Origin of the sequence: Stappia stellulata DSM 5886, from assembly GCF_000423705.1 — a bacterium.
Lineage (GTDB): Bacteria > Pseudomonadota > Alphaproteobacteria > Rhizobiales > Stappiaceae > Stappia > Stappia stellulata.
Genome location: NZ_AUIM01000012.1, coordinates 40,489 through 63,008, shown reverse-complemented (window position 1 = coordinate 63,008; position 22,520 = coordinate 40,489). Strand labels below are relative to the sequence as shown.

Here is a 22,520-nt window from a genome sequence, read left to right as displayed (position 1 = left end):
CGCGGCGGTCAAGGTTTCTCCGCCAGACGCGCCTGCTTCTGGAACTTCTTCATCACTCGGTCGCGCTTCAGCTTGGAAATGTGATCGATGAACAGAACGCCGTTCAGGTGATCGATCTCATGCTGCAGGCAGGTCGCAAGCAGGCCGTCGGCCTCAAGCTCGCGCTGAGCGCCGGCGCGGTCGAGAAAGCGCAACCCGATGCGCGCGGGACGCTCCACATCCGCATAGTACTCGGGAATGGAAAGGCAGCCTTCCTGATAGGTTGCCAGTTCCGGCGATTCCCAGACGATCTCGGGGTTGATCACCACCATCGGATCCGGGTCTTCGTCCTCGCGCGCGACGTCCATCACCAGCATGCGCCGTGGCTCGCCGATCTGGATCGCGGCCAGTCCGATGCCCGGCGCGGCATACATGGTTTCCAGCATGTCGTCGGCCAGCTGGCGCACGGCATCGTCGACCCGCTCCACGGGATCGCTCACGAGGCGCAGTTTCGCCTCCGGCAGAATGAGAATGTCTCGCTTTGTCATGCCGCTCAAATATGAGATGCGCGCGCCGCCGTCAACGCGCGCCTGCCTCCCGGACGCTGCAACGGGGGCGTTTTCCGCCGCGCGCGGATGTTCTATATTTGTTTCCATGGATGCGATTCTGTTTTCCCTGGGCGACCGGCCCGTCACCGTGGCGCAGGCGCTGACGTCCACAGCGCTCGGCGTTGCCGTTCTGCTCGCGCTGGCGCTGATCGTGCTGATGCGGCTCGCCCGCGCGCGACGCCACGCGGAATGGCGGGCGGAGGAACAGGCCCGCGAGCTCGAAGGGCGGATCTCCGACCTGCTGAAGGTCCAGTCGGAAATGACCGGCCGGATGCAGACGATGGCTGAGGTTTTCGGCACACGCCAGGGTGACCTGATGCGTGCGGTGAACGAGCGGCTCGACGGCATGAGCCACAAGCTCGGCCAGTCGATGGCGGACGGCACCAAACGCACCCACGACGGGCTGCGTCATCTGCATGAGCGCCTCGCCGTCATCGACCGGGCGCAGACGACGATCCGCGAACTCAGCGGACAGGTCGGCGCCTTGCAGTCGGTGCTCTCCAACAAGCAGACGCGCGGCGCCTTCGGCCAGGGCCGCATGGAGGCGCTGATCCAGGACGCGCTGCCACCGGGCCGCTTCAGCTTCCAGGCAACGCTGTCGAGCGGCGTGAGGCCCGACTGTCTGATCCATCTGCCGGGCGGCGCGCCGCCCCTCGTCATCGACGCCAAGTTTCCGCTGGAAGCCCACAGCGACATCCGCCGCGCGCAGGACGCGGAACAGCTGAAACAGGCGCGCGCCCGCTTTCGCCGCGACATCGGCAAGCATCTCACCGACATCAAGGAGCGCTACCTCATCCCCGGCGAAACGCAGGACACGGCCTTCATGTTCGTGCCGTCGGAAAGCGTGTTTGCCGAGATCCACGAGGAATTCGACGATCTGGTGCAGCGCGCGCACCGGCTTCGCGTCGTCATCGTCTCGCCGTCGCTCTTGATGCTCTGCGTCCAGGTGGTGCAGTCGCTGCTGCGCGACGCCCGCATGCGCGAGGAAGCGCATCTGATCCAGGCGGAGGTCGGACATCTGGTCAAGGATGTCGACCGGCTGGAGGAGCGCGTACAGAAACTGCAGAAGCATTTTTCCCAGGCAAACGACGACATCGGGCAGATCCTGATTTCCACCGACAAGATCGGCAAGCGCGGGCGCGGGATCGGAGAGCTGGAGCTTGCGCCGGAGGCCTCCCCCCACCCCAATGGCGCGGCCACGCCCTCCGCGGCCTCCGCACCTTCGGACGGCGGTGCGCGCGCAACCTCCCCTTTCGCCGGACGGTCTGAGCGGCTATGACAGCGACTTGATCGCAAACGGGTTTCTGGACGCACTTGGGGAGGACGGACATGGCGCTGCTGATCGCGGTAAAGGGATGGGACACGCAGACTTGGGTTGCACGACTGAAGGCGCGCTTTCCCGACCGTGACATCCGCAGCTGGCCGAACGCCGTCGGCAACCCCGCCGACATCCGCTATGCGCTCACGTGGAAGGCGCCGGCGAGGGTCCTGTCCGACTGCCCCAATATGGAGCTGGTGTTTTCGCTCGGCGCCGGCGTCGATCATCTGCTGGGCCAGGACGACCTGCCGAAGGTTCCCATCGTGCGCGTCGTCGATCCGGATCTCACCGCACGCATGAGCGAGTGGATCGCGCTTCAGGTTCTCTTGCACCATCGCCAGCATCTCGCCTATGCCGCCCAGCAGCGGGAGCGGGTGTGGCGCGAACTCGAGCAACCGAGCGCCGGCGATCTGCGCGTCGGCATCCTCGGTCTCGGTGTGCTGGGGGCCGACGCGGCGGATGTCTTGAAACGTCTCGGTTTCAATGTCGCCGGCTGGTCGCGCTCGAAAAAGACGCTCGAGGGCATCGACAGTTTCGCGGGTGACGCGGAGTTCGACGCCTTTCTGGCGCGCACGGATGTGCTGGTGAACCTCTTGCCGCTGACAGCGGAAACACGCGGCCTTGTGGACCGGAGCGTGCTCGAAAAACTGGCGCGCGACGGCGTTCTCGGCGGGCCCGTCTTCATCAACGCGGGGCGTGGCGGCAGCCATGTGGAGGCGGACCTCGTTGCAGCGCTCAACGACGGAACGCTCAAGGCCGCGAGCCTAGACGTCTTCGAGACGGAACCGCTTTCGCCGGACAGCCCACTGTGGGCCTGCGAAAACGCGATCCTGACACCGCATGTGGCCGCCGACAGCGATCCTGAGGCGATTTCCGATTACATCGCGGCGCAGATCCTGCGCTTCGAGGCCGACGGCACACTCGACAATCGTGTCGACCCCGCGCGCGGATACTGACGCAGGGCGGCGTCCTCAGCAGTGAAAGCGGCGGGCCTGGGAAAACCACAGGTCGACGATTGCGGCGGCGGCGGGAAGAAGACCGCGAACGTCACCCGCCTTCTGGAACACGGCATCGAACCAGTCGCAATCGGGGGCCGAGGCCGGCGCATCGCGCGTCAACCCGAAGACGGGAAGCGTCGCCGCATCGAAGCGTTGGCGCAGCCGGCGGGCGAGTCCCGCGCCATTGAGGCCGGGAAGGCAGAGCGACGACACCACGCAGTCGAACGGAGGGCCGCCCTCCCCGGATTCGGAAATCAGGGCAAGGGCGGTTTCCGCCGCGCTCACCCGCCGGACCCGGACGTTGCCGGTCACCCGCGCAAGTGCATCGCTCCACATGCCTGCATCCCGACAATCGGCTTCCACGTGCAGAAAGACTGCATGGGGTATCGCGTGCATCATTGCTGGGTATCGCCCGTCCAAAGCGCAAACGCCAAGACACGTCCGTGCCCCGAAAGACCCGAACGACATGGACGTTGCTGTTTCGAAAAATCGCCGACCGGCCCCGGCTTTCGCCGTGCACGGTCCCTGGTGGTCCCGGCGCAACGCTTCATGCGGCACCGAAGACGCGCGAGTGATAGCCTGCGTTGTCGTCTATGACAAATGCGTTTCGTGCATATCAGATTTCTCCCCCGACTTGAAACGAAACGCAATCGGCAAGAAGGCTTTCAGGAAATTAATGCGCGCGAAGTCGCGCTTCTTTAGATTACTTGCGCGCACCAAGACGACATACGCATCGGCGTACCGAACGGTACGACCTCCGCAGGGACACCACCATGCCTTGGCGGCAATAGGTCACGTTGAATTCGCAAAAGTCCATGCATCTTCAAGTAGTAAAACGAGAGAGTGGCGCATATGCTCGCGGCAACAGGAACGGAACATGCCATGGGTGGCCATCCCTTCGACAACGCGTTTCAGGCGACGCCGGACCAGATCGAACGCTTTCGACGCGACGGCTTCGTCAAGCTGGACGGTTTCTTCAACGCGGAGGTCGTGAACACGCTGCTCGACCGTGTCGAGGTCGAAATGAGCCGCGCACCCGATAACTTCAAGAGCGAATTCAGCCGGCTGAAGTATGATTTCGAGGCCGAGAAATCCGACATCTACGACTTGCTTGCACGGGCGTATTTCCGCCAGGCTCTGACGACGCTCGTCGAGCGGGACCTCTTCCTCACCTTCGAGCTGTGTTTCGAGCTGGAGAAAAACGTCAGCAAGGGGTTTCCCTGGCACGTTGGCGTGCAAAGCTTCGGCTATCAGCGCGCCGAGGAGTTCGGATGCACGATCTGGGCGCCCCTGCACCGCGTCGACCCGACCGGCCAGCGTGGCGGCATGGCCTATGTCCCCGATTCCGTCATTTCGGGGAAATTCATCTACGAGCAGATCGAACCCGCGATCGTCTCGACTCTGGAGGGAAAGGAACGGGCAGGCCTGAAGACGAGCATGGAGGATTATTTCGCCCTGCGTTCGGGCATCCTCAACTCGCCGACGATGCTGGAAATCCTCGAACAGCATCAGGTGGAGGATGATTTCGAGCCGGGCGACATTCTGCTCTTCAACAAGTATGTGGTCCACCGCAGCGTCATGCTTGGCGAGGGAGCGTTGCCGAAACGCGCCGCATTCGTTATGCGGTTCGTGGATGCAAACTCCCGCTATGACTTGCAACGGGCGAAGAATCTCGAATACCCGGCCGAGAAATACGGCTACAAGGCCTTCACGCGGTCTCACATCGAAATCGGCGGCCCGGATGGCGCCAGCCTGTCGCATTGCAGGTATTTCAAGGATCGCGATCGCCGGCTTGTCCAGCGAGAGCCTGCCGCCGCACCGAGTTGAGGATCTCCATGGACACTCGTGACGTTGTCTTTATCGCCCTCTTCGCCGCCATTGTCGCGGGCCTTGCGGTTTTCCCGCCGATCACGCTTCCCGTGGTCGGCGTGCCGGTTACGGCGCAATCGCTCGGCGTCATGCTGGCCGGCGGCATACTCGGCGCCGTGCGCGGCGGCCTCGCACTCGTTCTGTTCCTTGTCCTCGTCGCCATCGGCTTGCCGCTGCTTGCCGGCGGTCGCGGGGGATTCGGCGTGTTTCTCGGCCCCTCCGGCGGTTTCCTGCTCGGCTGGATCGTTGCGGCTTCCGCGATCGGCTTCCTGACGGAACGTTTCTGGAACCACCTGAACTTTGTCGTCGCCCTGACCATCTGCCTGGCCGGCGGCGTGGTTCTGCTTTACGCGATCGGAGTGCCGTGGGTCGCTGCCGTCGCCGAGATCCCGATTGGCGCAGCGCTCACCGGATCGCTGCCGTTCATTCCCGGCGACCTCCTGAAATCCCTCGTCGCGGCGGGTGTCATCGTCGTCGTGAAGCGCTCCTACCCGATTATCTCGCCCCGCACCCAGCCCCAGAAACTCAGCTGACGGACCTTCGCAGACGTGATCGCCTTTACCGATGTTTGCGTTGAGAAAAACGGGGTTGCCATCCTCAACGGCATCACCGTCCATCTCCGTGAGAGGCGTGTCGGCATCATTGGCCGCAACGGCTCCGGCAAAAGCACATTCGCGCGCCTGTTCAACGGTATCGAGACACCGACCCGCGGGACGGTCACGCTCGACGCGGTTCGTGAACGCGGCGCGCTGAGGCGACACGTCGGCTTTGTGTTTCAAAATCCCGACAACCAGATCGTTTATCCGATCGTCTCGGAGGACCTGGCCTTTGGCCTCAAGAACCTCAAACTGTCCGCGTCCGAGACGCAAGCCAGGATCGAAGAGGTTCTTGAACGCTTTGACCTCGTCCATCTGCGCGACCGGTTCACCCATCGGCTGAGCGGCGGCGAAAAGCAGATGATTGCCCTCGCCGGCGTTCTGGTGATGCGGCCGCAGATGATCGTGCTGGACGAGCCGACCACGCTTCTGGATCTGTGGAACAAGCGCAAGTTCATGGCGGCGATCGACGGGCTGGACCAGCATGTCGTCGTCGTCTCCCATGACCTCGAGCTGCTGGCGCATTTCGACCGGGTCCTGCACATCGAGGATGGCACGATCGTCGCGGACGGCGACGCTGCATCGGTTGTGGCGGGCTACGTTGCGAGCTCGCGATGCTGAGCGACCTTTACGTCTTCGCGGACAGCCCGCTTCATCGCGCCCGCCCCATCGTCAAGATCGCCTCGCTCGTGGTCCTGTGCTCCAGCCTCTTCATCGTCGAGGGGTGGGCCTCGGTCGCGGTCGCCGGGATCCTGGTGTTCGCCGGTTTCGCGCTTGCAGGCCTTGCCCCGCGTCATGCCTTCGTGTCGCTGCGACCGGCATTCTGGATTCTTGCCGCGATCTTCGCTGTCCAGGTTTACCTGACCGACGTCGTCTTTGCGGGATTCGTCGTCGCGCGCTTCGTGGTCCTCATCCTGGCAGCCGCGCTCGTCACCCTGACGACCAAGACGAGCGAGTTCGTCGACGGGATTCTCTCCGCTCTCCGGTTTGCCCCGTCCTGGGTGCCGAAAGCCCGGATTGCATTGGCGATCTCGCTGTGCCTGCGGTTCATTCCGCTGGTGCGCACGGTGCTTGGCGAGGTCCGGGAGGCGCAGCGCGCGCGGGGCCTCGACCGAAATTTCAAGGCCGTCCTCGTGCCGCTCGTGGTGCGCATCCTGAAGACCGCCGACGAGGTGTCCCAGGCAATTTACTCCCGCTCTTTCGATTGATCGGGCGTGGGTTCGGGCGCGGCGTGCCCGATCAGAAAGGCGTCCCTAAAGCCACGCCGGGCAATCGAACAACACAATCGCGACCACTGGCAGCCGTCGCAGGCCTTTCGGACGGTCCCGCTGGCGAAGGCGTCGCGAAGCGCGGCGGTCGTGGGGACGTCGAGCAGGATCTCGTCTCCGACCGCAATCGGGCGGCGCAGCAGGCGGGCCAGGCTCGCCGAGGCATCCGCATCGCGCCGTGTCACACTTTCACGCAGACAATGCGGCTCGGCCTCGGCATCCACCAGCGGTGCGCAAATTTCATCCGGCCCTTCGACGATCGAGACGGTTTCCCCGGCATTCAGCCGCGCGACGATCCGACCATAGTTGCGCGTGAACTCTTCCGAGTACCCCTTTCCCGCATACGTCAGGATGCACAGCAGATGGTGGGGACGAATATCAATCGTCATGGCGTTTCGCGGTCAACAAAAGATCCTTGGCACACATTGCACCGCCGGCAAGAACGGATCTGATAACACCCCAACCGGGAACGGCAAAACGATGCGGTCCGCCCGGCCCGCCTGAAGAGCCGCCGGCCGGCTGCCGGCCGGTTCGGTGCAGGATCCGGCCGGTTCGGTGCAGGATCCGGCCGGTTCGGTGCAGGATCATGCCACCTTGAATACAAATGCGGTCAATTTTCACAAAACGCAGTTACAGATAGCGCATCGCCACGCAAGGATCGGCGGCCGGACAGCCGCCGAGATGGATCGCATTCGCGACCGGCGTATCACAAGACGAACCGCCGCGCCGCTGTCAGTGCCCCCCATTCGTTGCGGGCGATGCGCGCGATTGCCGGCGCAAGCGGTTCGCTCGCCACCGACATGGTGAAGCCGTTGGCGTGCAGCAGCGTTTCGCCGTCACGCATGATGCCGACATGGCCTTTCCAGAAGACGAGATCGCCGCGCTGGAGCGCTGGCAGACCGGAGGCGATGTCGAGCGGCGTTCCGGCCTCGCGTTCCTGCATGTCGGTGTCGCGCGGGACGTCGAGACCGCCGGCGGCTGCGGCAAGCTGGACGATGGCCGAGCAATCAAGCCCGAGCGACGTGCGCCCGCCCCACAGATACGGCGTACCGAGGAAGGTTTCCGCGACGCCGACCCAGTCCGCCTCGCGGTGATCGAGCGGCACGAGATGGCGCGCGACCATGGCCGAGCCGTCGTCGAGCAGCGCGAATGCGAGCCCGCGCGTGACGGCCTGCCCCGTGACGCAGACCCTTGTGCCCATGGACAGGAGACCGAGCGGCGGGGATTTCAGTTCCGCATCCGGATAGCGGTAACTGCGCAAGGCCGCGACGCGATGCGTCGGCGTCGCGCCGGTGGACCCCAGCGCATTTGACGGGAGAAAACCGACGTAGCCGTCGGTCTCCAACTGCCCCCAGGCCCAGCCGTCGCCACGGGTCTCGTAGACGGTGAAAATCTCGCCGTGGAGCGCCTCGGTGTCGATGGAACGCGCCGGATCGGGCACGGGCCGCAGGGCGACGCTGTCGGCGGCGACCCGCATGGCAACGCCCGGCGCGAAAGCCTCGGCCTCGACCCGTCCGCGATAGCTCTCCGCCGCGAGGTCCGGGCGCACCGGGTGCAAGCGGCGGTCAAGAGCGGCGGGAGAAGCATCTGGCATGAGATCAGTGTCCGTCGGATCGGTCAGCGGGGCATCGTCGCGGCCTTGGCGACAATCGTATCGGCAATCTCTTCCAGATAAAGCGCGCCGGCAACCGTTCGCGTGATCACGACGTTGCGGCGGTCGGCCTCGTCGCGCTTGCGCGACAGAAGCTTCATCGCGCCAAGCGTGTCGAGCGCGCGGGTGATCACCGGCTTCGTCACAGTCAGCCGGGCCGCCAGGCCGCGCACCGTATGCGGCGGCGGCTCCAGATAGACCGTCAGCAGGATCGCCATCTGGCGTGCCGTCAGGTCCTTGTCCCCGTCGGTGACAAGCTCCATCGTGACGTCATGCCACAGGCGCAACGCCTGCGAGGGCCGTATCTCGACACCCATTTCGTCCCCATTCGCTTACCCGTGCCGAGCGGCACGGTTCCAGCATCATGGCGCGAAATCGTTTCGGTTCCGTTATGCGTAGCCGATGAGACGGCCACCCGTCCCTATCCGCGCGAAAAGCGCTCCGTGAGCAGCGCAAACAGCGCCCGAATGCCCTGCGCCTCGCCACCTGCGGGACGGGCCGGACGGTCGGAGGGCGACCAGCCGTAGATGTCGAGATGCACCCAGGTCGCGGCGTTTTCCACGAAACGGGAGAGAAACAGCGCTGCCGTGATCGATCCGGCGAACCCCGCCCCGGTGGTGTTGATGTGATTGATGTCCGCCACGCGGCTGTCGAGATAACTCTCGTAGGGACGCCACAGCGGCAGCCGCCACAGCGGATCGCGCGTTTCCTCCGCCTTTGCGGCGAGGGCGCCGGCGAAGGCTTCGTCGTCGGTGAAATACGGGGGGAGTTCCGGTCCGAGTGCCACGCGGGCAGCCCCGGTCAGGGTCGCCATGTCGATCAGGATTTCAGGCTTTTCCTCATCGGCAAGGGTCAGCGCATCGCCCAGCACGAGGCGGCCTTCCGCATCGGTGTTGCCGATCTCGACCCGCAGCCCCTTGCGGCTGTCGAGCACGTCGCCCGGCCGGAAGGCGGAGCCGGATATGGCGTTTTCGACCGCCGGGATCAGCACGCGCAGGCGCACGGGCAGACCGGCCGCCATGATCATGGAGGCCAGGCCCAGCACATTGGCCGCCCCGCCCATGTCCTTCTTCATCAAGGCCATGCCGCTCGCCGGCTTGATGTCGAGGCCGCCGGTGTCGAACACCACGCCCTTGCCGACCAGCGTCACCTTCGGCGCGTCCTCCGCCCCCCAGACCGCATCGACAAGGCGCGGCGCCCGGGTGCTGGCCCGCCCGACGGCATGGATCATCGGAAAGCCGTCGGCGACCAGCGCCTCGCCTTCCACCACGCGGGTCGAGCCACCGTGCAGGGCGAACAGCTGGCGCGCGGCGGCCGCCAATTCCTCCGGACCGAGATCGTTCGCCGGCGTGTTGATCAGGTCGCGGGCAAGCGCGACGCCATCGAGGATCACCCCGAGAGCCTCCGCGTCATCGCCTTCGTCGAGGACGATGGCAGGCCGGCTTTGCGTCGCGGGTTTGCGGTAACGCTCGAAGCGGTAGGCGGTCAGCGCGAAAGCAAGCAATGTTTCCTGCCGGGCCTTGCCCTCAAGCTGGAGCGCGTAATCGCCGCCGGGAAGCTTGCGCGCCAGCTCGCCCGCGGCAAAGCCGGGATCCCGCGGATCGGCCACGCCATAAAGCGCGGCTGTTGCAATGCCGCCCTCGCCCGGAACCAGCAGAAGCTGACCGCTTGCGCCCTCGAACCCGTTGGCGGCGGCCCATTCGCCGGCGCCCGGCCCCAGCCGCTGAAGCGCTGCGGCGCATCCCGCCTTGTCGACGAGGTGAAGGGGAACCGGCTTGAGGGCGGGATCGAAGGCACGCAGGGACTGGCGCAAGGTCTTGAGCCTCATGTTGGAAACAGGACGGAACCGACGTTAAAGCATGAAGCCCCATCGACCCGCAATCCGAAGGAGATGGCACGGCAAAAAGCAACGAGGCGCTGCGTTTAACGAAGCATTAGGGTTAACGACGTATTGATGGGGAAGCGCAATTTGCAAACCCGTCTTTCGCGTTGAGGAGCCTGGCACCATGCCATCCACGCGCCGTTCCCGGGGACGCTCGGTCCCCAGCCACTTCGTTCTCGCCCTGTCGCTGGCGGCAGCACTCGCGGTCACCGGCTGCGCCTCGTCCAAGCGCGCGGTCGGCACCCATGCCAGCGCCACCCAGGGCTACGCCGCACCCGGCTCCGATGCCGCGCGACAGGCGGTTGGCTACTGGGGGCAGGCCTATGAAAAGGCGCCCGACAACCGCGAAAACATCCTGAACTACGCGGCCGCCCTGCGGCGCAACAGCCAGATCCCGCAGGCCGAGGCGGTGCTGCGCAAGGCGGTGATCAACAAGCAGAGCGACCGCGACATCGCCGCCGCCTATGGCAAGATCCTGGCGATGGGCGGCAAGCTGCCCGAGGCACTTCAGGTGATCAAGGGCGCCCAGACCCCGACCCGGCCCGACTGGCGTCTTCTCTCCGCGGAAGCGGCGATCGAGGATCAGATGGGCAACACCAACAAGGCTCGCTCGCTCTATGGCCAGGCGCTGAAGATCGCGCCCGACGAGCCGAGCCTCCTCAACAATCTCGCCATGTCCTATCTGCTCGCCGGCGAAGTGAAACAGGCCGAAGAGATCCTCCAGAAGGCAGCTGCAAGCCCCAAGGCCGACAGCCGTATCCGGCAGAACCTCGCCCTGTCGATCGGCTTGCAGGGACGTTTCCAGGAAGCCGAAAGCGTGGCGCGCTCGGAGCTCGATCCGGCGCAGGCCAACCAGAACATCGCCTATCTGAAATCGATGCTGGCGCAGCGCAATTCCTGGGCGGAAATTTCCGCCGCCGAGAAAAAGAAGCGCGGCGGCTGATCGGCTCCGGCGAAGCGCCGCTTCGCCGATCGCAGCATTTCAACCGAAAAGGCCTCCGGGATCGTCCCGGAGGCTTTTTTCTGTCTGGATGGATCGGGGCCATGCCTCGGACAACGGCCCGGCGTGGATCACTTGAAGGTGGCAAGCGCCTGGATGATCACCGGTCCGATAATGACGGCCAGCAGCACGGGCAGGAAGAACACGATCATCGGAACCGTCAGCTTGGGCGGCAGGGCGGCGGCCTTCTTTTCGGCGGCCTGCATGCGCTGCGCCCGGTTCTCGTCGGCCATCACCCGAAGCGCCTGCGACACCGGCGTGCCATAGCGTTCCGCCTGAATGAGAGCGAGCGACACGTTCTTGACACCTTCAAGGCCCGTGCGCTTTGCGAGGTTCTCATAGGCGAGCCGGCGCTCGCCGAGATAGGACAACTCGGCGTTGGTCAGCGTCAGTTCCTCTGCAAGGGCAACCGACTGCACGCCGATCTCCTCCGACACCTTGCGAAAGGCGACCTCGATGGACATGCCCGATTCCACGCAAATCAGCATCAGATCGAGCGAATCCGGCCATGCCCGGTTGATGGACAGCTGGCGGTTCTGAATGCGGTTCCTCAGATAGAGGTCCGGTGCGTAGTAACCGATAAAGGCGATCACGCTGGCGATCAGGACATTGATCATCGGCGGAAGATCGAGTTGCAGCACCACGAAGGTGTAGAACAGCGCCACGAAAAACAGCAGCACCGGCATGACCAGGCGTGCAAACAGGAACGTATAGAGCGGCTTCGTTCCGCGAAAACCGGCCTGGGTCAAGCGCAGCTTGGTCTGTTCGTCCGACATCAGGTTCTTGAGGTTAAGCCGGTCGACGATGCGCTGCACCTGTTGCTTTGGCTGATTGCGCAGGGAAACCCGGGCGTTGGCTTTCTCGTCGGTCATACGTGCGCGTTCGCGGGCCCGCATCTGGTCGCGTTCGAGCGCCACCGACTTCATGCGGCTCTTCAGCTTGTCGCCCTCAAGCAGCGGCATCACCAGAACGAAGACCGTCCCGGCAACGGCGACCATCGCAAGCGCGGCGATGATCATCTGCTGGCTCATCAGATCAGAAAAATCCAGTCCCATCATGGCCGGGCCCTTGGGTCAGAAGTCAAAGTTGATCATTTTCTTCATGATGGCCATTCCAGTGAGCATCCAAAAACCGGAAAAGGCGAGGATCATGTTGCCTGCGGGTTCGGTGACCAGAAGCATGATGTAGGACGGACTGGTCAACGACAGCACGCCGACGACCAGGAACGGCAGCGACCCGATGATGGCGGCAGAGGATTTTGCCTCCTGGCTCATCGCCTGGATCTTGCCCTTCATCGCCTTGCGCTCACGCAGGACCTTGGAGAGGTTGCCAAGCGCCTCCGACATAGAGCCGCCGGCCTGGGACTGGATGGCGACGACGATCGCCAGGAAGTTCGCTTCCGCCACCGGCATCCGTTGCGGCAGCTTCACAATCGCCTCGCTCAGCGTCACGCCCATGGTCTGCGCCTCGATCAGGCGGCGGAACTCGGTCTTGATCGGATCGCGCGCCTCGGCCGCCACGATCTGGATGCATTCCGCAAGCGGCAGACCCGCCTTGGTGCCGCGCACAATGACATCCACGGCATTCGGCAATTCATTGAGAAACGCGTCGATGCGCTTCTTCTTCTTGCGCCCCAGATAAAAGCGGGGAATGCCGAAAAAACCGACAAAGGCGAAGCCCGCGTTGACGATGATGGACGAGGTGATCGCGAAACCGATCAAGGTCACGACAATGCCGCTGACCACCGAGAATATGTAGAAGGCCCGCTTCGTCCAGGTCAGCCCCGCCTGATCGATGCGTTCCTCAAGACTAAGACGCGCCTGTTTGTCTTTGCGCTTCTTTTCACGCGCTTCAAAGTCCCGCAACTGGTCCTGAACGGACTTGCGGCGCCGGTCGTTGTCCTTCACGAGACGGCTGGCGTCGTATGACGTGGGGCGGCTGGCAACGGTCTTGAGCCGCTTTTCGCGCTGTTTTTCACCGGTGAGGGTCGGCTGCAGCAGGGCGTAGAGAATTCCGCCAATGGAAAAGGCGCCGAGCAAGGCCGTCGCCAGCATCGTCAGTTCGGGGGAGAGCAGGTCCTTCAGCTCAGACATTTTCGCCCTCGCGCACTTCCGCTGCATCGAGTGCCGCGGCAAGCCGGTGCTCCTCGCCGAAGTAACGGGCCTTTTCCCAGAACTTCGGCCGGCCGATGCCGGTGGAGCGATGCCGTCCGACCAGGTTGCCGTTCGGGTCCTCGCCGAGAATGTCGTAAAGGAACACGTCCTGGGTAATAATGACGTCGCCTTCCATGCCCATCACCTCGGAGACATGGGTGATGCGGCGCGAACCGTCGCGCAGGCGCTGCGCCTGGACGATCACGTCGATGGAGGACACGATCATCTCGCGCAGGGTCTTGGAGGGGAGCGTGAAGCCACCCATGGTGATCATCGATTCCAGGCGCGAGAGCGCCTCGCGCGGGCTGTTGGCGTGCAATGTGCCCATCGAGCCGTCGTGGCCGGTGTTCATCGCCTGCAACAGATCGAAGGCCTCGGGTCCGCGCACCTCGCCGACGATGATGCGCTCGGGCCGCATGCGCAGGCAATTCTTGACCAGATCGCGCATGGTCACCTCGCCCTCGCCTTCCAGATTGGGCGGGCGGGTTTCAAGACGCACCACATGCGGCTGCTGCAGCTGCAGTTCCGCCGCATCCTCGCAGGTGATGATGCGCTCGGTGGAATCGATGTAGGCCGTCAGGCAGTTGAGCAGTGTCGTCTTGCCCGAACCGGTGCCGCCGGAAATCAGCACGTTGCACCGGCTGCGGCCGATGATCTCCAGAACGGTGGCGCCTTCCGGCGACACGGAGTTGAACTGGACCAGCTGCTTCAGCGTCAGCTTGTCCTTCTTGAACTTACGAATGGTCAGCGTCGGCCCGTCGATCGCAAGCGGCGGGGCGATGACGTTGACACGCGAGCCGTCTGCAAGGCGCGCGTCGCAGATCGGGCTGGATTCATCGACGCGCCGGCCGACCTGGCTGACGATCCGCTGGCAGATGTTCATCAGCTGCTTGTTGTCGCGAAAGCGCACACCGGTCTGCTGCATCTTGCCCTGGGTCTCGATGTAGACCGTGTCGGCGCCGTTGACCATGATGTCGGCGATGTCGTCGCGCGCGAGCAGAGGCTCCAGCGGACCATAGCCCAGAACGTCGTTGCAGATATCTTCCAGCAGGTCTTCCTGCTCGGAAATCGACATGACGACGTTCTTGAGCGCAATGATGTCATTGACGACATCGCGGATTTCCTCGCGCGCGTCCTCCGGCGACAGCCTTGTGAGCATCGACAGGTCGATGGCCTCGACGAGCGCGTTGAAGATCGACGCCTTGGTCGCATAATAGTCGTTGGAGCGCCGCTGCGCGGGCTTTTCCGGGGCAGGCTCAGGGGCCTTGGGTCGGGGAGCGGGCTGCGCGGCGGCCGCCGGCGCCGGGCCGGCAGCGATGGCCGCGTCCTGCTCCGATGCGGCATTCGAGCGCGGTTCTGCCGCCGGACCCGCCGGGGGAGCGGCGGGAGCCTTGGGGCGGGGAGCCGCCGTTCCGGGAGTTGCGCCACGTCGACCGAACATTTTCACCTGCTCTCAACTGCATTTATCGAAAATCGCGAAGGGCCCCTCCGCACCGCGGGCGCCGGGCCGCCACCCCGCGCCCTAACCCTTTTTCAGCAAGCGGGTCATCAGCGCGCCAAGATCCAGACCCTTTGGCTTCTGGATCTCGCCGCGGCCCGTGACGACCTGCGAAATCTGGTCGAACAGGGCTGCACTCGGGTGCTTTTCGTCCTGTTCGCCGATCATTTGTCCGTTGTTCGCCGCCGTGCCGAACAGGAGCGGCTCGAACGGCACCACCGCGACCGGATCGAGCCCCAGCGCGTCAGTGAACTCGCTGACCTTGATCTCGGGCCGCTTCGGAACGTTCACCCGGTTCAACACAAGGCGCGGCGCGGTGTCGTTGGGACGCAGCTGACGCAGCGTATCGACCATGTTCTTGGCGTTGCGCAGGTTGGCCAGATCCGGCTCTGCTACGATCACCACCTCGTCGACATTCGCCAGCAAACGACGAATCCACGACGACCAGCCATGGGGAATATCGAGGACGACCGCCGGCGCGCCGGCCTGCATCACATCGACGAGACCGTCAAAACTCGTCTCGCCGTGATCGTAGGCGCGCTCCAGGGAGGCCGGCGCGGCAAGCAGGCTGAGGCGGTCCGCGCATTTCGACAAGAGCCGGTCGAGCATCGTCTCGTCGAGCCGGTCCGGCGAGGACACTGCCTCGAACACGCCCTGGAGCGGGTCCTGGTTGAAATCCAGCCCGGCGGTCCCGAAGGCGAGATCGAGATCCGCCAGCACCACATCGCTCTCGTAGACGCGCGCGATCGACCAGGACACGTTGTGCGCCACCGTGGACGCCCCGACGCCGCCCTTGGCGCCGATGAAGCCGATCGTGCGTCCGAGCGGCTCGGACTCCGCGCTCACATAGAGTTCGCCGATCGCGCCGATCACCTGGAACAGGTCGATCGGCGCTACCAGATAGTCGCTGATTCCGCGATGAATGAGGTCACGGTAAAGGGACACGTCGTTGACGTGGCCGATCACGACCACTTTCGTTCCCGCGTCGCAAACTTCCGCCAGGCGCTCCAGACCCTCGATCAACCCCTCCGGGTTCATCAGGCTCTCGATCAGGATCAGGTTCGGCGTCGGGGCAGTGGAATAGAAGTCCGCGGCCGCCGCGATCCCGCCCTTGTGCACCTTGACATGCGCCTTGGCCATGCGACGGTCCTGAGCGGCCCGCTCGATCGTGCCCGCAACGTCGTCGCTTTCGCAAAACGCCTGGATCGCGATGCGCGGCACTGCTTTCAGGTCGATCGTGTCGGCCGGCGGCGGCGGCGCAACCATCTCCGTTTCCCGGTCCGCCTCGTCGATGGCCCGGCGGGTGTCTTCACCCATGTCCTCGAATGCCAGCGTGTTCATACGTCCTGCTCCTCCCGGGATCAGCTTCCGGCTGCGTCGGAAATCTGCGCGCCGTCACCCTGCTTGTATTCCGATGCCGTCTGCTCGCCCTTGCGGAAATTCTCGTAGACGACACCGCGGCGGAGCTGATCGCCCGGTTCCATCGCGCGCGGGTAGAGCAGGTCGGACGGATTGTCGACCATCGCCGCCAGGTTCGCCTGAGAGGCGCATCCGAAATTGTGGTACTGCGTGTTGTTCAGTTGCGGATTGTGCTTTGTTGCCGATCCGCCGCCGTTGATGCTGGCGGGCCACTGGCCGCAGGGACCCGCACTTGCCTGAATGCCGGTGTAGGCAAGACGCACGGGGGCCGCGACGCCGCTGTCGCCGACGCGGTAGCTGCGCGTGGCGATGCGCTTGGACGGCACGCCACCGCGGGCGAGCGCCTTGCGGATCTGCGGCAGGACGGCATGGACGGCCGCCTCGTTGCGCGATCCCGACGGAGCGATGATCTCAACCGATCCGCCGCCGCGCGAACGTGCGTCGCGGGCGAAACTCGACACCACCGCGGAAAGCTGCGGCGACAGCTGCCGCATGCCGCTGCCGACCGGCAGGTCCAGCGTCTTGGTGCCTTCACCGACCACAATCGGATGGCGCAGGCGGTAATCGTTTGCGGCAAGCGCGGAGGTGGTCGGCGCCTGGCTCTGGCAGCCCGCGGCGAGAAGCGCTGCGAGAACCGCGACGGCGGGCATGACCGGCCGACTCGGGCGCGCTGCCGCTGCGCGGCGCTGTGCGGTCTTTGCATTCATCGGTGCGATCCCCATCATTCGTAGATAAAGCCGACCTGGCCGTGATATCCGCCCTCGGCCGGGCTACCGGACACGCGATAGACGCGGTTCAGGCGGTTCAGGAAAATCGTGTCGCCGTCGGTGGCCGGCGCGAAGTTCTTCGTCGGCTCGACGAGTTCGGACCGCGCCACCGGGCGCACGGTGTAGGGCGTGACGAAGACGGCGAGTTCAGTCTCCTGGCGCAGGAAGTCGCGACTCTTGAAGAGCGCGCCCAGGATCGGCACCTGCATCAGGCCGGGCACGCCGTTGAGATCCTGCTTGTAGGATTCCTTGAGCAGACCAGCCATCACCAGCGTGCCGCCTGACGGAAGCTCGACGGTGGATTCCGCGCGCCGCACCTTCAGGGCCGGGATCGACAGGGCGCCGATGTTGACCGCACCTTCCTGGGTGATCTCGCTGACCTCTGTCTTGACGCGCAAGGAGATGCGTCCGCCGCTCAGAACCACCGGCGTGAAATCGAGGCCGACACCGAATTTCTTGAACTCGACCGTGACCTTGTCGTTGTCCTGGGAGATCGGGATCGGAAATTCGCCGCCCGCCAGGAAACTGGCGTTCTCGCCCGAGATCGCCGTCAGCGTCGGCTCGGCCAGCGTGCGGATCACGCCGTCGCGCTGCAGCGCCTCGATGTTGGCCTTGAGCTGGGTGCCGCCGGCGACGAAACCGGAGGTCGCGGATGGGTTGGTCGGATCGAACAGTCCGGCCGCCGAGCGACCGACGACGTTGGAGTTGACGGTATAGCCCGGAGAATTATTGAAACCGACGTTGTAATTGCCGATGCCGATGTTGCCGCCGAGATTGACGCCGAGCTGCTTGATGATCGAGCGCTCGACCTCGGCAACAGTAACCTTGAGATGCACCTGATCCTTGCCGGTGACGGCAATCATGTTGAGAACGGGGAGCGTCTCACCTTCCTTGCGGGCAAAGCGCGCGGCAAGGTCGGCGGCCCGCTGGGCGTCCGCCGTGCTCGGTGCGGTTCCGCTCAGCACCATGTTTCCATTGATGGATTCGGCACGGATCTGGGCACCGGGGATCGAACGGGCGATCATCGCGTTGAGATCGGTCGTATCGTTTTCGACAGCGAGATCGAAGCTGGCGATCTGGTTGCCCGCGCGGCCGAACAAAAAGAGGCTCGCCTGCCCCGCCTTGTTGCCGAAGACGAAGACCCGCCGCGCGCTGCGCACGACGGCGTCGGCCACCTCCGGGCTGGACACGATGACGTCGCTGACTTCCTCACCGAGGTTGATCACCACCGACCGGCCGAGACCGACCTGGAGAATGCGTCCCGAGACGCGCTCGCCGGCGGAGATCGTCACGGTTTTCGGATATCCCTCGGCAAGGCCCTGCGAGGGCACACCCATGCTGCCGAGGGCCAGCGCGAAGGCCAGGCCGATGCCGAGGAAACGTTGAGCAACCATTCTAGTTCTCCTTGACGTCATTGCCACACCCGCGCTGTTCTAGCGCTGGGTCTGCATCTGGCCGGTAACGCCGAATTTCACGAAGTTCACACCGCCGCCAATCACGTCCTGCTCCGCATCGTCGGCCGAATCCTGAACACTGCGCAGAACCAGGGAGATCGTTCCAAGCTGGGTTGCCTGGGCGACCACTTCGGCCTGGTTGGGCACAAGTTCGAGCGTCGCGGTCTGGCCCGGCGGCAGCGCCTTTTCCTCCTGCTCGCCCGCCGTGATCGTGTCGATTGCCAGCACGCGCACGTTCTGGAGGATGGTCTCGCTGGTAAAACTGTTGCCGCCCCGCTGACCGGACTGGCGGGTCAAAATGACGTCCACCTTGTCGCCGGGCAGGATAAAGCCACCGGCCGAGGTCAGGGCTTCCACAGACACCGCGATCGCCCGCTTGCCCTTCGGCAGGATCGACGACATGAAGCCCCGGTCGCTGGAGATCAGGCGCTCCTCGCGCAGCGGCTCACCGGAATAGACCGGGGCCTTGGCGATGCGTCCGGCGATCTCGCCAACCGCGTCGGGACGGTCCGATCTCAGGATCGCGTTGAGCGGCGTCAGGTCGCGAGGCCAGTTCGTCCAGGTCAGGTCGGCTTCACTGACATGTTGCCCGAGCTGGATATCACGACCGGCGACGAGCACCTCGTCCTTCTCGACCGCTTCCGCGACGACGACCGGCTCCGACGGCGGCTCGCTGCCGGATGTCATCACCATGCGGGCGACCAGAAGGCCTGCCCCCAGCGAAACACCCAAAATGGCCAGACGCGCGATTTTCATGACACTCACCCGCAATCGATCGATGTCGGGTCGCTGGCAAAAACGCCGACGACCATCCTGCCGATACTGTGACGGGCAAATGGTCAAGACATGGTTAATCAGGTGTGATCAATGTAGATGAATGAATTTTAAAGCTTTTGCATTTGGAGAATCGCTCTCCGCATCGTTTATTTTTTATTAATATTTGCCGTATGGGCCGGCGCGGTCTCCGCCCCGGCAGGCGTGCAAGCCTTGCGCGCAAGACAGACGCTCACGTCAAGGCGTGGAACCATACGCTTTCCGGATAGACCTGAAGCGCGGCAAGCGAAATCGCGATGCCGTAGGGGATGCCGGTGCGCTGGTCGTGGAGGCGCAACAGCCAGTCGGCCCGTCGCGCCGGCCCCGGCAGAACTTGAACCTGCCGAAACATCACGAGCGCCACCGTCAGGACGGCACCATAAATCCCGGCAAACGTCAGGAACACCAAGAAGGACGGCGTGAAGCCGAACCACAGCGCCACGGCGGTCATCACCTTGGCGTCGCCCCCGCCCATCCAGCCCAAGGCGAAGAAAACGAAGCACACACCGAGTGTCACCACGGCCGCCAGCACATGCATGCCGATATCGGCCAAGCCAAGCCCGATGAAGGGCGCAAGCACGGCGAAACCGGCAACCAGCAGCAACGACACGCGGTTGGGGATCGTCATCGTGAACAGGTCGGAGGCGCCGGCAAAGGCCAGCAGGCAGGGAAAAACCACCAGGAGGGCCGCTTCGAGCATGTTCCGTTCCTTTAAGCGCTGTTCCGTTTCACCAATTTGAAAGCGCATCCCTTAAAACGCGGTTTAGAGGCGTCCCGGGACCTGATCCGAAACGAAAAAAAACGGGCGGCAAGGGCCGCCCGTTATTCGTGCCGGATAGTTCGACCGGGTCGTGGCGATCACGCCCCGGCCAAGCTAGACCGTCAGACGACAAGAGGGCTTAGCCACCCGTGCCGACATCACCAGCGGCGCCCTCGAGGCCAGTCTGGACCTGACCGAAGATGCCAGCGATCGAGTCGCCGGCTGCAGTCACTGCCGTGATAATACCGATCGAGATCAGGCCGGCGATCAGGCCGTATTCGATCGCGGTGGCGCCGGATTCGTCATTGGCGAAACGTGCGAGAAGATTTTTCATTTGTTGGCTCCTAACTTCCACTTGTTTTGACAGCACCATCTTGTCGACCGTTTTTTATTTGCTTGGTCGCTCTAAGATGTTGCGACTATAGGAACCACAAGTTGCCAGTTGGTTAAATTTGGAAAGCGGAGAAAAAACAATTCCTTCTCCAGTATCCATGGTTAATGCAATACGAATACATAGAATTCAATTTTAACCAAGTCCTTCAACCCGTACCAACAGGACACGCCAGCACCAGCGAGTCCGGCCGGCCGACACAGCGGGTCTTGGTAAACTGGCGCCCTTGTCGGAATTAACGATAGCGGCGGATCGCAAGAACGCGAACGTCCGCGTTAGCGGTTCCTTCACCAATCTCCTTCACGTTCGGGTAGGAATTCTTTGAAGGAGCCGATGGACATGTCGCCTTTCCGCTTGATTTCGCTCAGGCCGCTCGCCGGTGCGCTGGCGTTCGCGGCCGTTCTCGCGGTGCTGCCGGTTGCGGGACACGCACAGGACGCAGCCGTTCAGGTCATGACCGACCGGGCCAAGGTGTTCCGCATCGACGCGCCCGCCGACACGGTGATCGTCGGTAATCCTGCGATTGCGGATGTCACCATGTACGACCGCCAGACCGTGGTGGTGACGGGCAAGCTCTATGGCACCACCAACCTGGTGATCCTTGACGCCGACGGCGAACCGATCATCGACGAGGTGCTTACCGTGAGCGCACCGGAAGCCGACATCGTCACCGTCCATCGCAACACCGCGCGCACGTCCTACTCCTGTGCGCCGGCCTGCGAGCCGGTGATGCGCGTCGGCGACACGGAAGCCAGCTACGAACTCACAAGCAAGCAGGCGACCGCGCGCACGCAAATGTCCGAACAGGCCGCGGGCGTCTCCCAATAGATGCGATTTGACCGAGGTATGTCCGGAATGAAAACGTCGGGGAAGGACCTCTCGGCAGGTTCGAACGGAACATACGCGCGCAGGCGGCGCGCCCTGCGGCTGATCCTGCGCGACCGCGAGGGAACGACGGCGATCGAATTCGGCTTCGTCGCAATTCCATTCTTCCTGCTCCTGTTCGGCCTGATCGAGATCGGCCTGTCGCTGTTCGCCGACCAGGTCCTGAACAATGCCGTACTCGATGCCTCACGGCTGATCCGCACCGGGCAGGCCCATGCGCAGGGCTTCGACGTCGGCGCCTTCAAGACCAAGGTGCTCGAGAACATGTCCGGCTTCCCCGTCAGCGAAGACCGGCTGACGATTGATGTCGAACGCGTCGACTCCTTCTCCGGCTATGCCTCAAAGCCGCTGATCGAAGACGGCGAGATGACCGATGACGTCGGCTACAATCACGGCGAGGCCGGCGACATTGTCATCGTTCGCGCGCTCTACAAGTGGCCGATGATTTCCGCATTGATGAAGACCAACTATGCGGATCTGGGATCCGGGGACCGGCTGCTGGTCGCCACCGCCGTGTTCCGCAACGAACCCTTCCCGTGGTCGACGCAGAAGCCGGGAGGCTGATCATGAGGATCTTTCCGCTTCGCTCGCGTCAAGAACCGATGCGCGCCTTCCGGCGCCTTGCGCGGTTTGGCTCAGACAGGCGCGGCATTGCCGCCGTCGAATTCGCGCTGGTCCTGCCCTTCATGTTGCTGCTGTTCCTCGGGATGGTGGAACTGAACTCCGCGCTGACGCTCGACCGGAAGGTCAGCCAGACAGCAAGCGCGCTCGCAGATCTCGTGGCGCAGACGGACAAGCTGACGTCCGCCCAGGTCAACGACCTGATGGAGATCTCCGAGGCGATGCTCGATCCCTATCCCGCAAGCGGGATCAAACTTGTCGTTTCCAGTGTCTGGATGAAGGACGTCAACAAGCCCCGGGTCGTGTGGAGCCGGGGCCTGAACACCGGTGGATGGAGCAAGAACTCGCCGCCACCGATCGAGATCCCGGACAGCCTGACGAAACAGAAGGACACCTATCTGATCGTCTCGCAGGCCATCTACACGCATCGTCCGACCTTTGCCGCGATCTTGAAGGATGTCTTCAGCACCGACACGATCGAACTGAGCGACACATACTTCATGCGCCCGCGCGTCAGCACCAACGTCGAGTGCTGCAACTGATCCTCTCCCGCCGCCCCCTGGGGCCAATGCGAATGGCAAACCCGGCGC

At 63.9% G+C, this 22,520-nt stretch carries 25 protein-coding genes; 10 read left to right on the top strand and 15 right to left on the bottom strand.

What is annotated here, in order from left to right:
* Window positions 1-8 precede the first annotated feature (8 nt).
* On the bottom strand, window positions 9-527 hold the full coding sequence (def, locus tag G572_RS0110010; RefSeq protein ID WP_029058353.1) for a peptide deformylase: 519 nt from the start codon (window positions 525-527) through the stop codon (window positions 9-11).
* A 106-nt stretch (window positions 528-633) separates the two neighbouring features.
* Here def and G572_RS23340 point away from each other — a divergent pair, with 106 nt between their 5' ends.
* Together G572_RS23340 and G572_RS0110000 are read left to right on the top strand one after the other, a co-directional pair.
* Window positions 634-1,866 (top strand): DNA recombination protein RmuC, encoded by a 1,233-nt coding sequence (locus G572_RS23340; RefSeq protein ID WP_051242142.1) that lies wholly within the window; start codon window positions 634-636, stop codon window positions 1,864-1,866.
* 50 nt (window positions 1,867-1,916) lie between these two features.
* Complete coding sequence (locus tag G572_RS0110000) at window positions 1,917-2,861, top strand: 2-hydroxyacid dehydrogenase (RefSeq protein WP_029058352.1); 945 nt, start codon at window positions 1,917-1,919, stop codon at window positions 2,859-2,861.
* A 15-nt stretch (window positions 2,862-2,876) separates the two neighbouring features.
* On the opposite strand, the gene G572_RS23335 is transcribed toward G572_RS0110000, so the two are convergent.
* A complete protein-coding gene (locus tag G572_RS23335; RefSeq protein WP_037546464.1) occupies window positions 2,877-3,239 on the bottom strand; it encodes a response regulator in 363 nt (120 codons plus the stop codon).
* Window positions 3,240-3,755: 516 nt separating this feature from the next.
* Between G572_RS23335 and G572_RS0109990 the strand changes: the two genes are divergently transcribed.
* The 4 genes from G572_RS0109990 to G572_RS0109975 are packed head-to-tail and all read left to right on the top strand — an operon-like array spanning window position 3,756 to window position 6,576.
* Window positions 3,756-4,730, top strand: a complete 975-nt coding sequence (locus tag G572_RS0109990) for a phytanoyl-CoA dioxygenase family protein (RefSeq protein ID WP_029058351.1) — start codon at window positions 3,756-3,758, stop codon at window positions 4,728-4,730.
* An 8-nt stretch (window positions 4,731-4,738) separates the two neighbouring features.
* Entirely contained in the window at window positions 4,739-5,305 is a 567-nt protein-coding gene (locus tag G572_RS0109985; RefSeq protein ID WP_029058350.1) for a biotin transporter BioY, read from the top strand.
* Window positions 5,306-5,320: 15 nt separating this feature from the next.
* Window positions 5,321-5,989, top strand: a complete 669-nt coding sequence (locus tag G572_RS0109980) for an energy-coupling factor ABC transporter ATP-binding protein (RefSeq protein WP_029058349.1) — start codon at window positions 5,321-5,323, stop codon at window positions 5,987-5,989.
* Entirely contained in the window at window positions 5,983-6,576 is a 594-nt protein-coding gene (locus G572_RS0109975) for an energy-coupling factor transporter transmembrane component T family protein (RefSeq protein ID WP_029058348.1), read from the top strand. Before G572_RS0109980 ends, G572_RS0109975 begins: the two co-directional genes overlap by 7 nt.
* Here the strand turns inward: G572_RS0109975 and G572_RS0109970 are convergent.
* The 4 genes from G572_RS0109970 to G572_RS0109955 all read right to left on the bottom strand — a co-directional run bounded on the left by G572_RS0109970 (window position 6,555) and on the right by G572_RS0109955 (window position 10,115).
* Complete coding sequence (locus G572_RS0109970) at window positions 6,555-7,025, bottom strand: DUF1284 domain-containing protein (RefSeq protein WP_029058347.1); 471 nt, start codon at window positions 7,023-7,025, stop codon at window positions 6,555-6,557. The two genes, G572_RS0109975 and G572_RS0109970, sit on opposite strands and share 22 nt — an antisense overlap.
* A 317-nt stretch (window positions 7,026-7,342) precedes the next feature.
* Window positions 7,343-8,230, bottom strand: a complete 888-nt coding sequence (locus tag G572_RS0109965) for a C40 family peptidase (RefSeq protein WP_037546463.1) — start codon at window positions 8,228-8,230, stop codon at window positions 7,343-7,345.
* Between the two features lie 23 nt (window positions 8,231-8,253).
* Window positions 8,254-8,604 carry a MarR family transcriptional regulator gene (locus G572_RS0109960; RefSeq protein WP_029058345.1) on the bottom strand — a complete coding sequence of 117 codons (351 nt, stop codon included), beginning with the start codon at window positions 8,602-8,604 and terminating at the stop codon, window positions 8,254-8,256.
* Window positions 8,605-8,708: 104 nt separating this feature from the next.
* Window positions 8,709-10,115, bottom strand: coding sequence for a leucyl aminopeptidase family protein (locus tag G572_RS0109955; RefSeq protein ID WP_029058344.1), 1,407 nt, complete (start codon window positions 10,113-10,115; stop codon window positions 8,709-8,711).
* 178 nt (window positions 10,116-10,293) lie between these two features.
* Between G572_RS0109955 and G572_RS0109950 the strand changes: the two genes are divergently transcribed.
* Window positions 10,294-11,112, top strand: coding sequence for a tetratricopeptide repeat protein (locus G572_RS0109950; protein ID WP_051242140.1), 819 nt, complete (start codon window positions 10,294-10,296; stop codon window positions 11,110-11,112).
* A gap of 128 nt (window positions 11,113-11,240) precedes the next feature.
* Here G572_RS0109950 and G572_RS0109945 read toward each other — a convergent pair whose 3' ends face one another.
* The 9 genes from G572_RS0109945 to G572_RS0109905 form a co-directional block, all read right to left on the bottom strand.
* On the bottom strand, window positions 11,241-12,227 hold the full coding sequence (locus G572_RS0109945; protein WP_156884538.1) for a type II secretion system F family protein: 987 nt from the start codon (window positions 12,225-12,227) through the stop codon (window positions 11,241-11,243).
* A 15-nt stretch (window positions 12,228-12,242) separates the two neighbouring features.
* The gene (locus G572_RS0109940; protein ID WP_029058341.1) at window positions 12,243-13,262 is read right to left on the bottom strand and encodes a type II secretion system F family protein; all 1,020 of its coding nucleotides are present in this window, start codon (window positions 13,260-13,262) and stop codon (window positions 12,243-12,245) included.
* Window positions 13,255-14,763, bottom strand: coding sequence for a TadA family conjugal transfer-associated ATPase (locus G572_RS0109935; protein WP_029058340.1), 1,509 nt, complete (start codon window positions 14,761-14,763; stop codon window positions 13,255-13,257). The genes G572_RS0109940 and G572_RS0109935 overlap by 8 nt, the downstream gene beginning before the upstream one ends.
* 81 nt (window positions 14,764-14,844) lie before the next feature.
* Window positions 14,845-16,161, bottom strand: a complete 1,317-nt coding sequence (locus G572_RS23330; protein ID WP_084650019.1) for a CpaE/TadZ family protein — start codon at window positions 16,159-16,161, stop codon at window positions 14,845-14,847.
* A 20-nt stretch (window positions 16,162-16,181) separates the two neighbouring features.
* On the bottom strand, window positions 16,182-16,889 hold the full coding sequence (locus tag G572_RS0109925; protein ID WP_029058339.1) for a CpaD family pilus assembly protein: 708 nt from the start codon (window positions 16,887-16,889) through the stop codon (window positions 16,182-16,184).
* Between the two features lie 71 nt (window positions 16,890-16,960).
* Complete coding sequence (locus G572_RS0109920; protein WP_051242138.1) at window positions 16,961-18,400, bottom strand: type II and III secretion system protein family protein; 1,440 nt, start codon at window positions 18,398-18,400, stop codon at window positions 16,961-16,963.
* Window positions 18,401-18,439: 39 nt separating this feature from the next.
* Window positions 18,440-19,216: a Flp pilus assembly protein CpaB gene (gene cpaB / locus G572_RS0109915; protein WP_029058337.1), complete on the bottom strand. Its 777-nt coding sequence runs from the start codon at window positions 19,214-19,216 to the stop codon at window positions 18,440-18,442.
* A 250-nt stretch (window positions 19,217-19,466) separates the two neighbouring features.
* Window positions 19,467-19,973: an A24 family peptidase gene (locus G572_RS0109910; RefSeq protein ID WP_029058336.1), complete on the bottom strand. Its 507-nt coding sequence runs from the start codon at window positions 19,971-19,973 to the stop codon at window positions 19,467-19,469.
* Between the two features lie 199 nt (window positions 19,974-20,172).
* The gene (locus tag G572_RS0109905; protein ID WP_029058335.1) at window positions 20,173-20,367 is read right to left on the bottom strand and encodes a Flp family type IVb pilin; all 195 of its coding nucleotides are present in this window, start codon (window positions 20,365-20,367) and stop codon (window positions 20,173-20,175) included.
* A 396-nt stretch (window positions 20,368-20,763) separates the two neighbouring features.
* Here G572_RS0109905 and G572_RS0109900 point away from each other — a divergent pair, with 396 nt between their 5' ends.
* The 3 genes from G572_RS0109900 to G572_RS0109890 are packed head-to-tail and all read left to right on the top strand — an operon-like array spanning window position 20,764 to window position 22,472.
* Window positions 20,764-21,252: a pilus assembly protein N-terminal domain-containing protein gene (locus G572_RS0109900; protein WP_051242212.1), complete on the top strand. Its 489-nt coding sequence runs from the start codon at window positions 20,764-20,766 to the stop codon at window positions 21,250-21,252.
* A gap of 27 nt (window positions 21,253-21,279) precedes the next feature.
* On the top strand, window positions 21,280-21,873 hold the full coding sequence (locus G572_RS23325) for a TadE/TadG family type IV pilus assembly protein (RefSeq protein WP_051242136.1): 594 nt from the start codon (window positions 21,280-21,282) through the stop codon (window positions 21,871-21,873).
* 2 nt (window positions 21,874-21,875) lie between these two features.
* Complete coding sequence (locus G572_RS0109890) at window positions 21,876-22,472, top strand: TadE/TadG family type IV pilus assembly protein (RefSeq protein WP_051242134.1); 597 nt, start codon at window positions 21,876-21,878, stop codon at window positions 22,470-22,472.
* The last annotated feature ends 48 nt before the right edge of the window (window positions 22,473-22,520 follow it).

Coding starts and splice junctions, on each gene's coding strand:
- def (WP_029058353.1), bottom strand. CDS start 527: ATGACAAAGCGAGACATTCTCATTCTGCCGGAGGCGAAACTGCGCCTC.
- G572_RS23340 (WP_051242142.1), top strand. CDS start 634: ATGGATGCGATTCTGTTTTCCCTGGGCGACCGGCCCGTCACCGTGGCG.
- G572_RS0110000 (WP_029058352.1), top strand. CDS start 1,917: ATGGCGCTGCTGATCGCGGTAAAGGGATGGGACACGCAGACTTGGGTT.
- G572_RS23335 (WP_037546464.1), bottom strand. CDS start 3,239: ATGTGGAGCGATGCACTTGCGCGGGTGACCGGCAACGTCCGGGTCCGG.
- G572_RS0109990 (WP_029058351.1), top strand. CDS start 3,756: ATGCTCGCGGCAACAGGAACGGAACATGCCATGGGTGGCCATCCCTTC.
- G572_RS0109985 (WP_029058350.1), top strand. CDS start 4,739: ATGGACACTCGTGACGTTGTCTTTATCGCCCTCTTCGCCGCCATTGTC.
- G572_RS0109975 (WP_029058348.1), top strand. CDS start 5,983: ATGCTGAGCGACCTTTACGTCTTCGCGGACAGCCCGCTTCATCGCGCC.
- G572_RS0109970 (WP_029058347.1), bottom strand. CDS start 7,025: ATGACGATTGATATTCGTCCCCACCATCTGCTGTGCATCCTGACGTAT.
- G572_RS0109965 (WP_037546463.1), bottom strand. CDS start 8,230: ATGCCAGATGCTTCTCCCGCCGCTCTTGACCGCCGCTTGCACCCGGTG.
- G572_RS0109960 (WP_029058345.1), bottom strand. CDS start 8,604: ATGGGTGTCGAGATACGGCCCTCGCAGGCGTTGCGCCTGTGGCATGAC.
- G572_RS0109955 (WP_029058344.1), bottom strand. CDS start 10,115: ATGAGGCTCAAGACCTTGCGCCAGTCCCTGCGTGCCTTCGATCCCGCC.
- G572_RS0109950 (WP_051242140.1), top strand. CDS start 10,294: ATGCCATCCACGCGCCGTTCCCGGGGACGCTCGGTCCCCAGCCACTTC.
- G572_RS0109945 (WP_156884538.1), bottom strand. CDS start 12,227: ATGATGGGACTGGATTTTTCTGATCTGATGAGCCAGCAGATGATCATC.
- G572_RS0109940 (WP_029058341.1), bottom strand. CDS start 13,262: ATGTCTGAGCTGAAGGACCTGCTCTCCCCCGAACTGACGATGCTGGCG.
- G572_RS0109935 (WP_029058340.1), bottom strand. CDS start 14,763: ATGTTCGGTCGACGTGGCGCAACTCCCGGAACGGCGGCTCCCCGCCCC.
- G572_RS23330 (WP_084650019.1), bottom strand. CDS start 16,161: ATGAACACGCTGGCATTCGAGGACATGGGTGAAGACACCCGCCGGGCC.
- G572_RS0109925 (WP_029058339.1), bottom strand. CDS start 16,889: ATGCCCGCCGTCGCGGTTCTCGCAGCGCTTCTCGCCGCGGGCTGCCAG.
- G572_RS0109920 (WP_051242138.1), bottom strand. CDS start 18,400: ATGGTTGCTCAACGTTTCCTCGGCATCGGCCTGGCCTTCGCGCTGGCC.
- cpaB (WP_029058337.1), bottom strand. CDS start 19,216: ATGAAAATCGCGCGTCTGGCCATTTTGGGTGTTTCGCTGGGGGCAGGC.
- G572_RS0109910 (WP_029058336.1), bottom strand. CDS start 19,973: ATGCTCGAAGCGGCCCTCCTGGTGGTTTTTCCCTGCCTGCTGGCCTTT.
- G572_RS0109905 (WP_029058335.1), bottom strand. CDS start 20,367: ATGAAAAATCTTCTCGCACGTTTCGCCAATGACGAATCCGGCGCCACC.
- G572_RS0109900 (WP_051242212.1), top strand. CDS start 20,764: ATGTCGCCTTTCCGCTTGATTTCGCTCAGGCCGCTCGCCGGTGCGCTG.
- G572_RS23325 (WP_051242136.1), top strand. CDS start 21,280: ATGAAAACGTCGGGGAAGGACCTCTCGGCAGGTTCGAACGGAACATAC.
- G572_RS0109890 (WP_051242134.1), top strand. CDS start 21,876: ATGAGGATCTTTCCGCTTCGCTCGCGTCAAGAACCGATGCGCGCCTTC.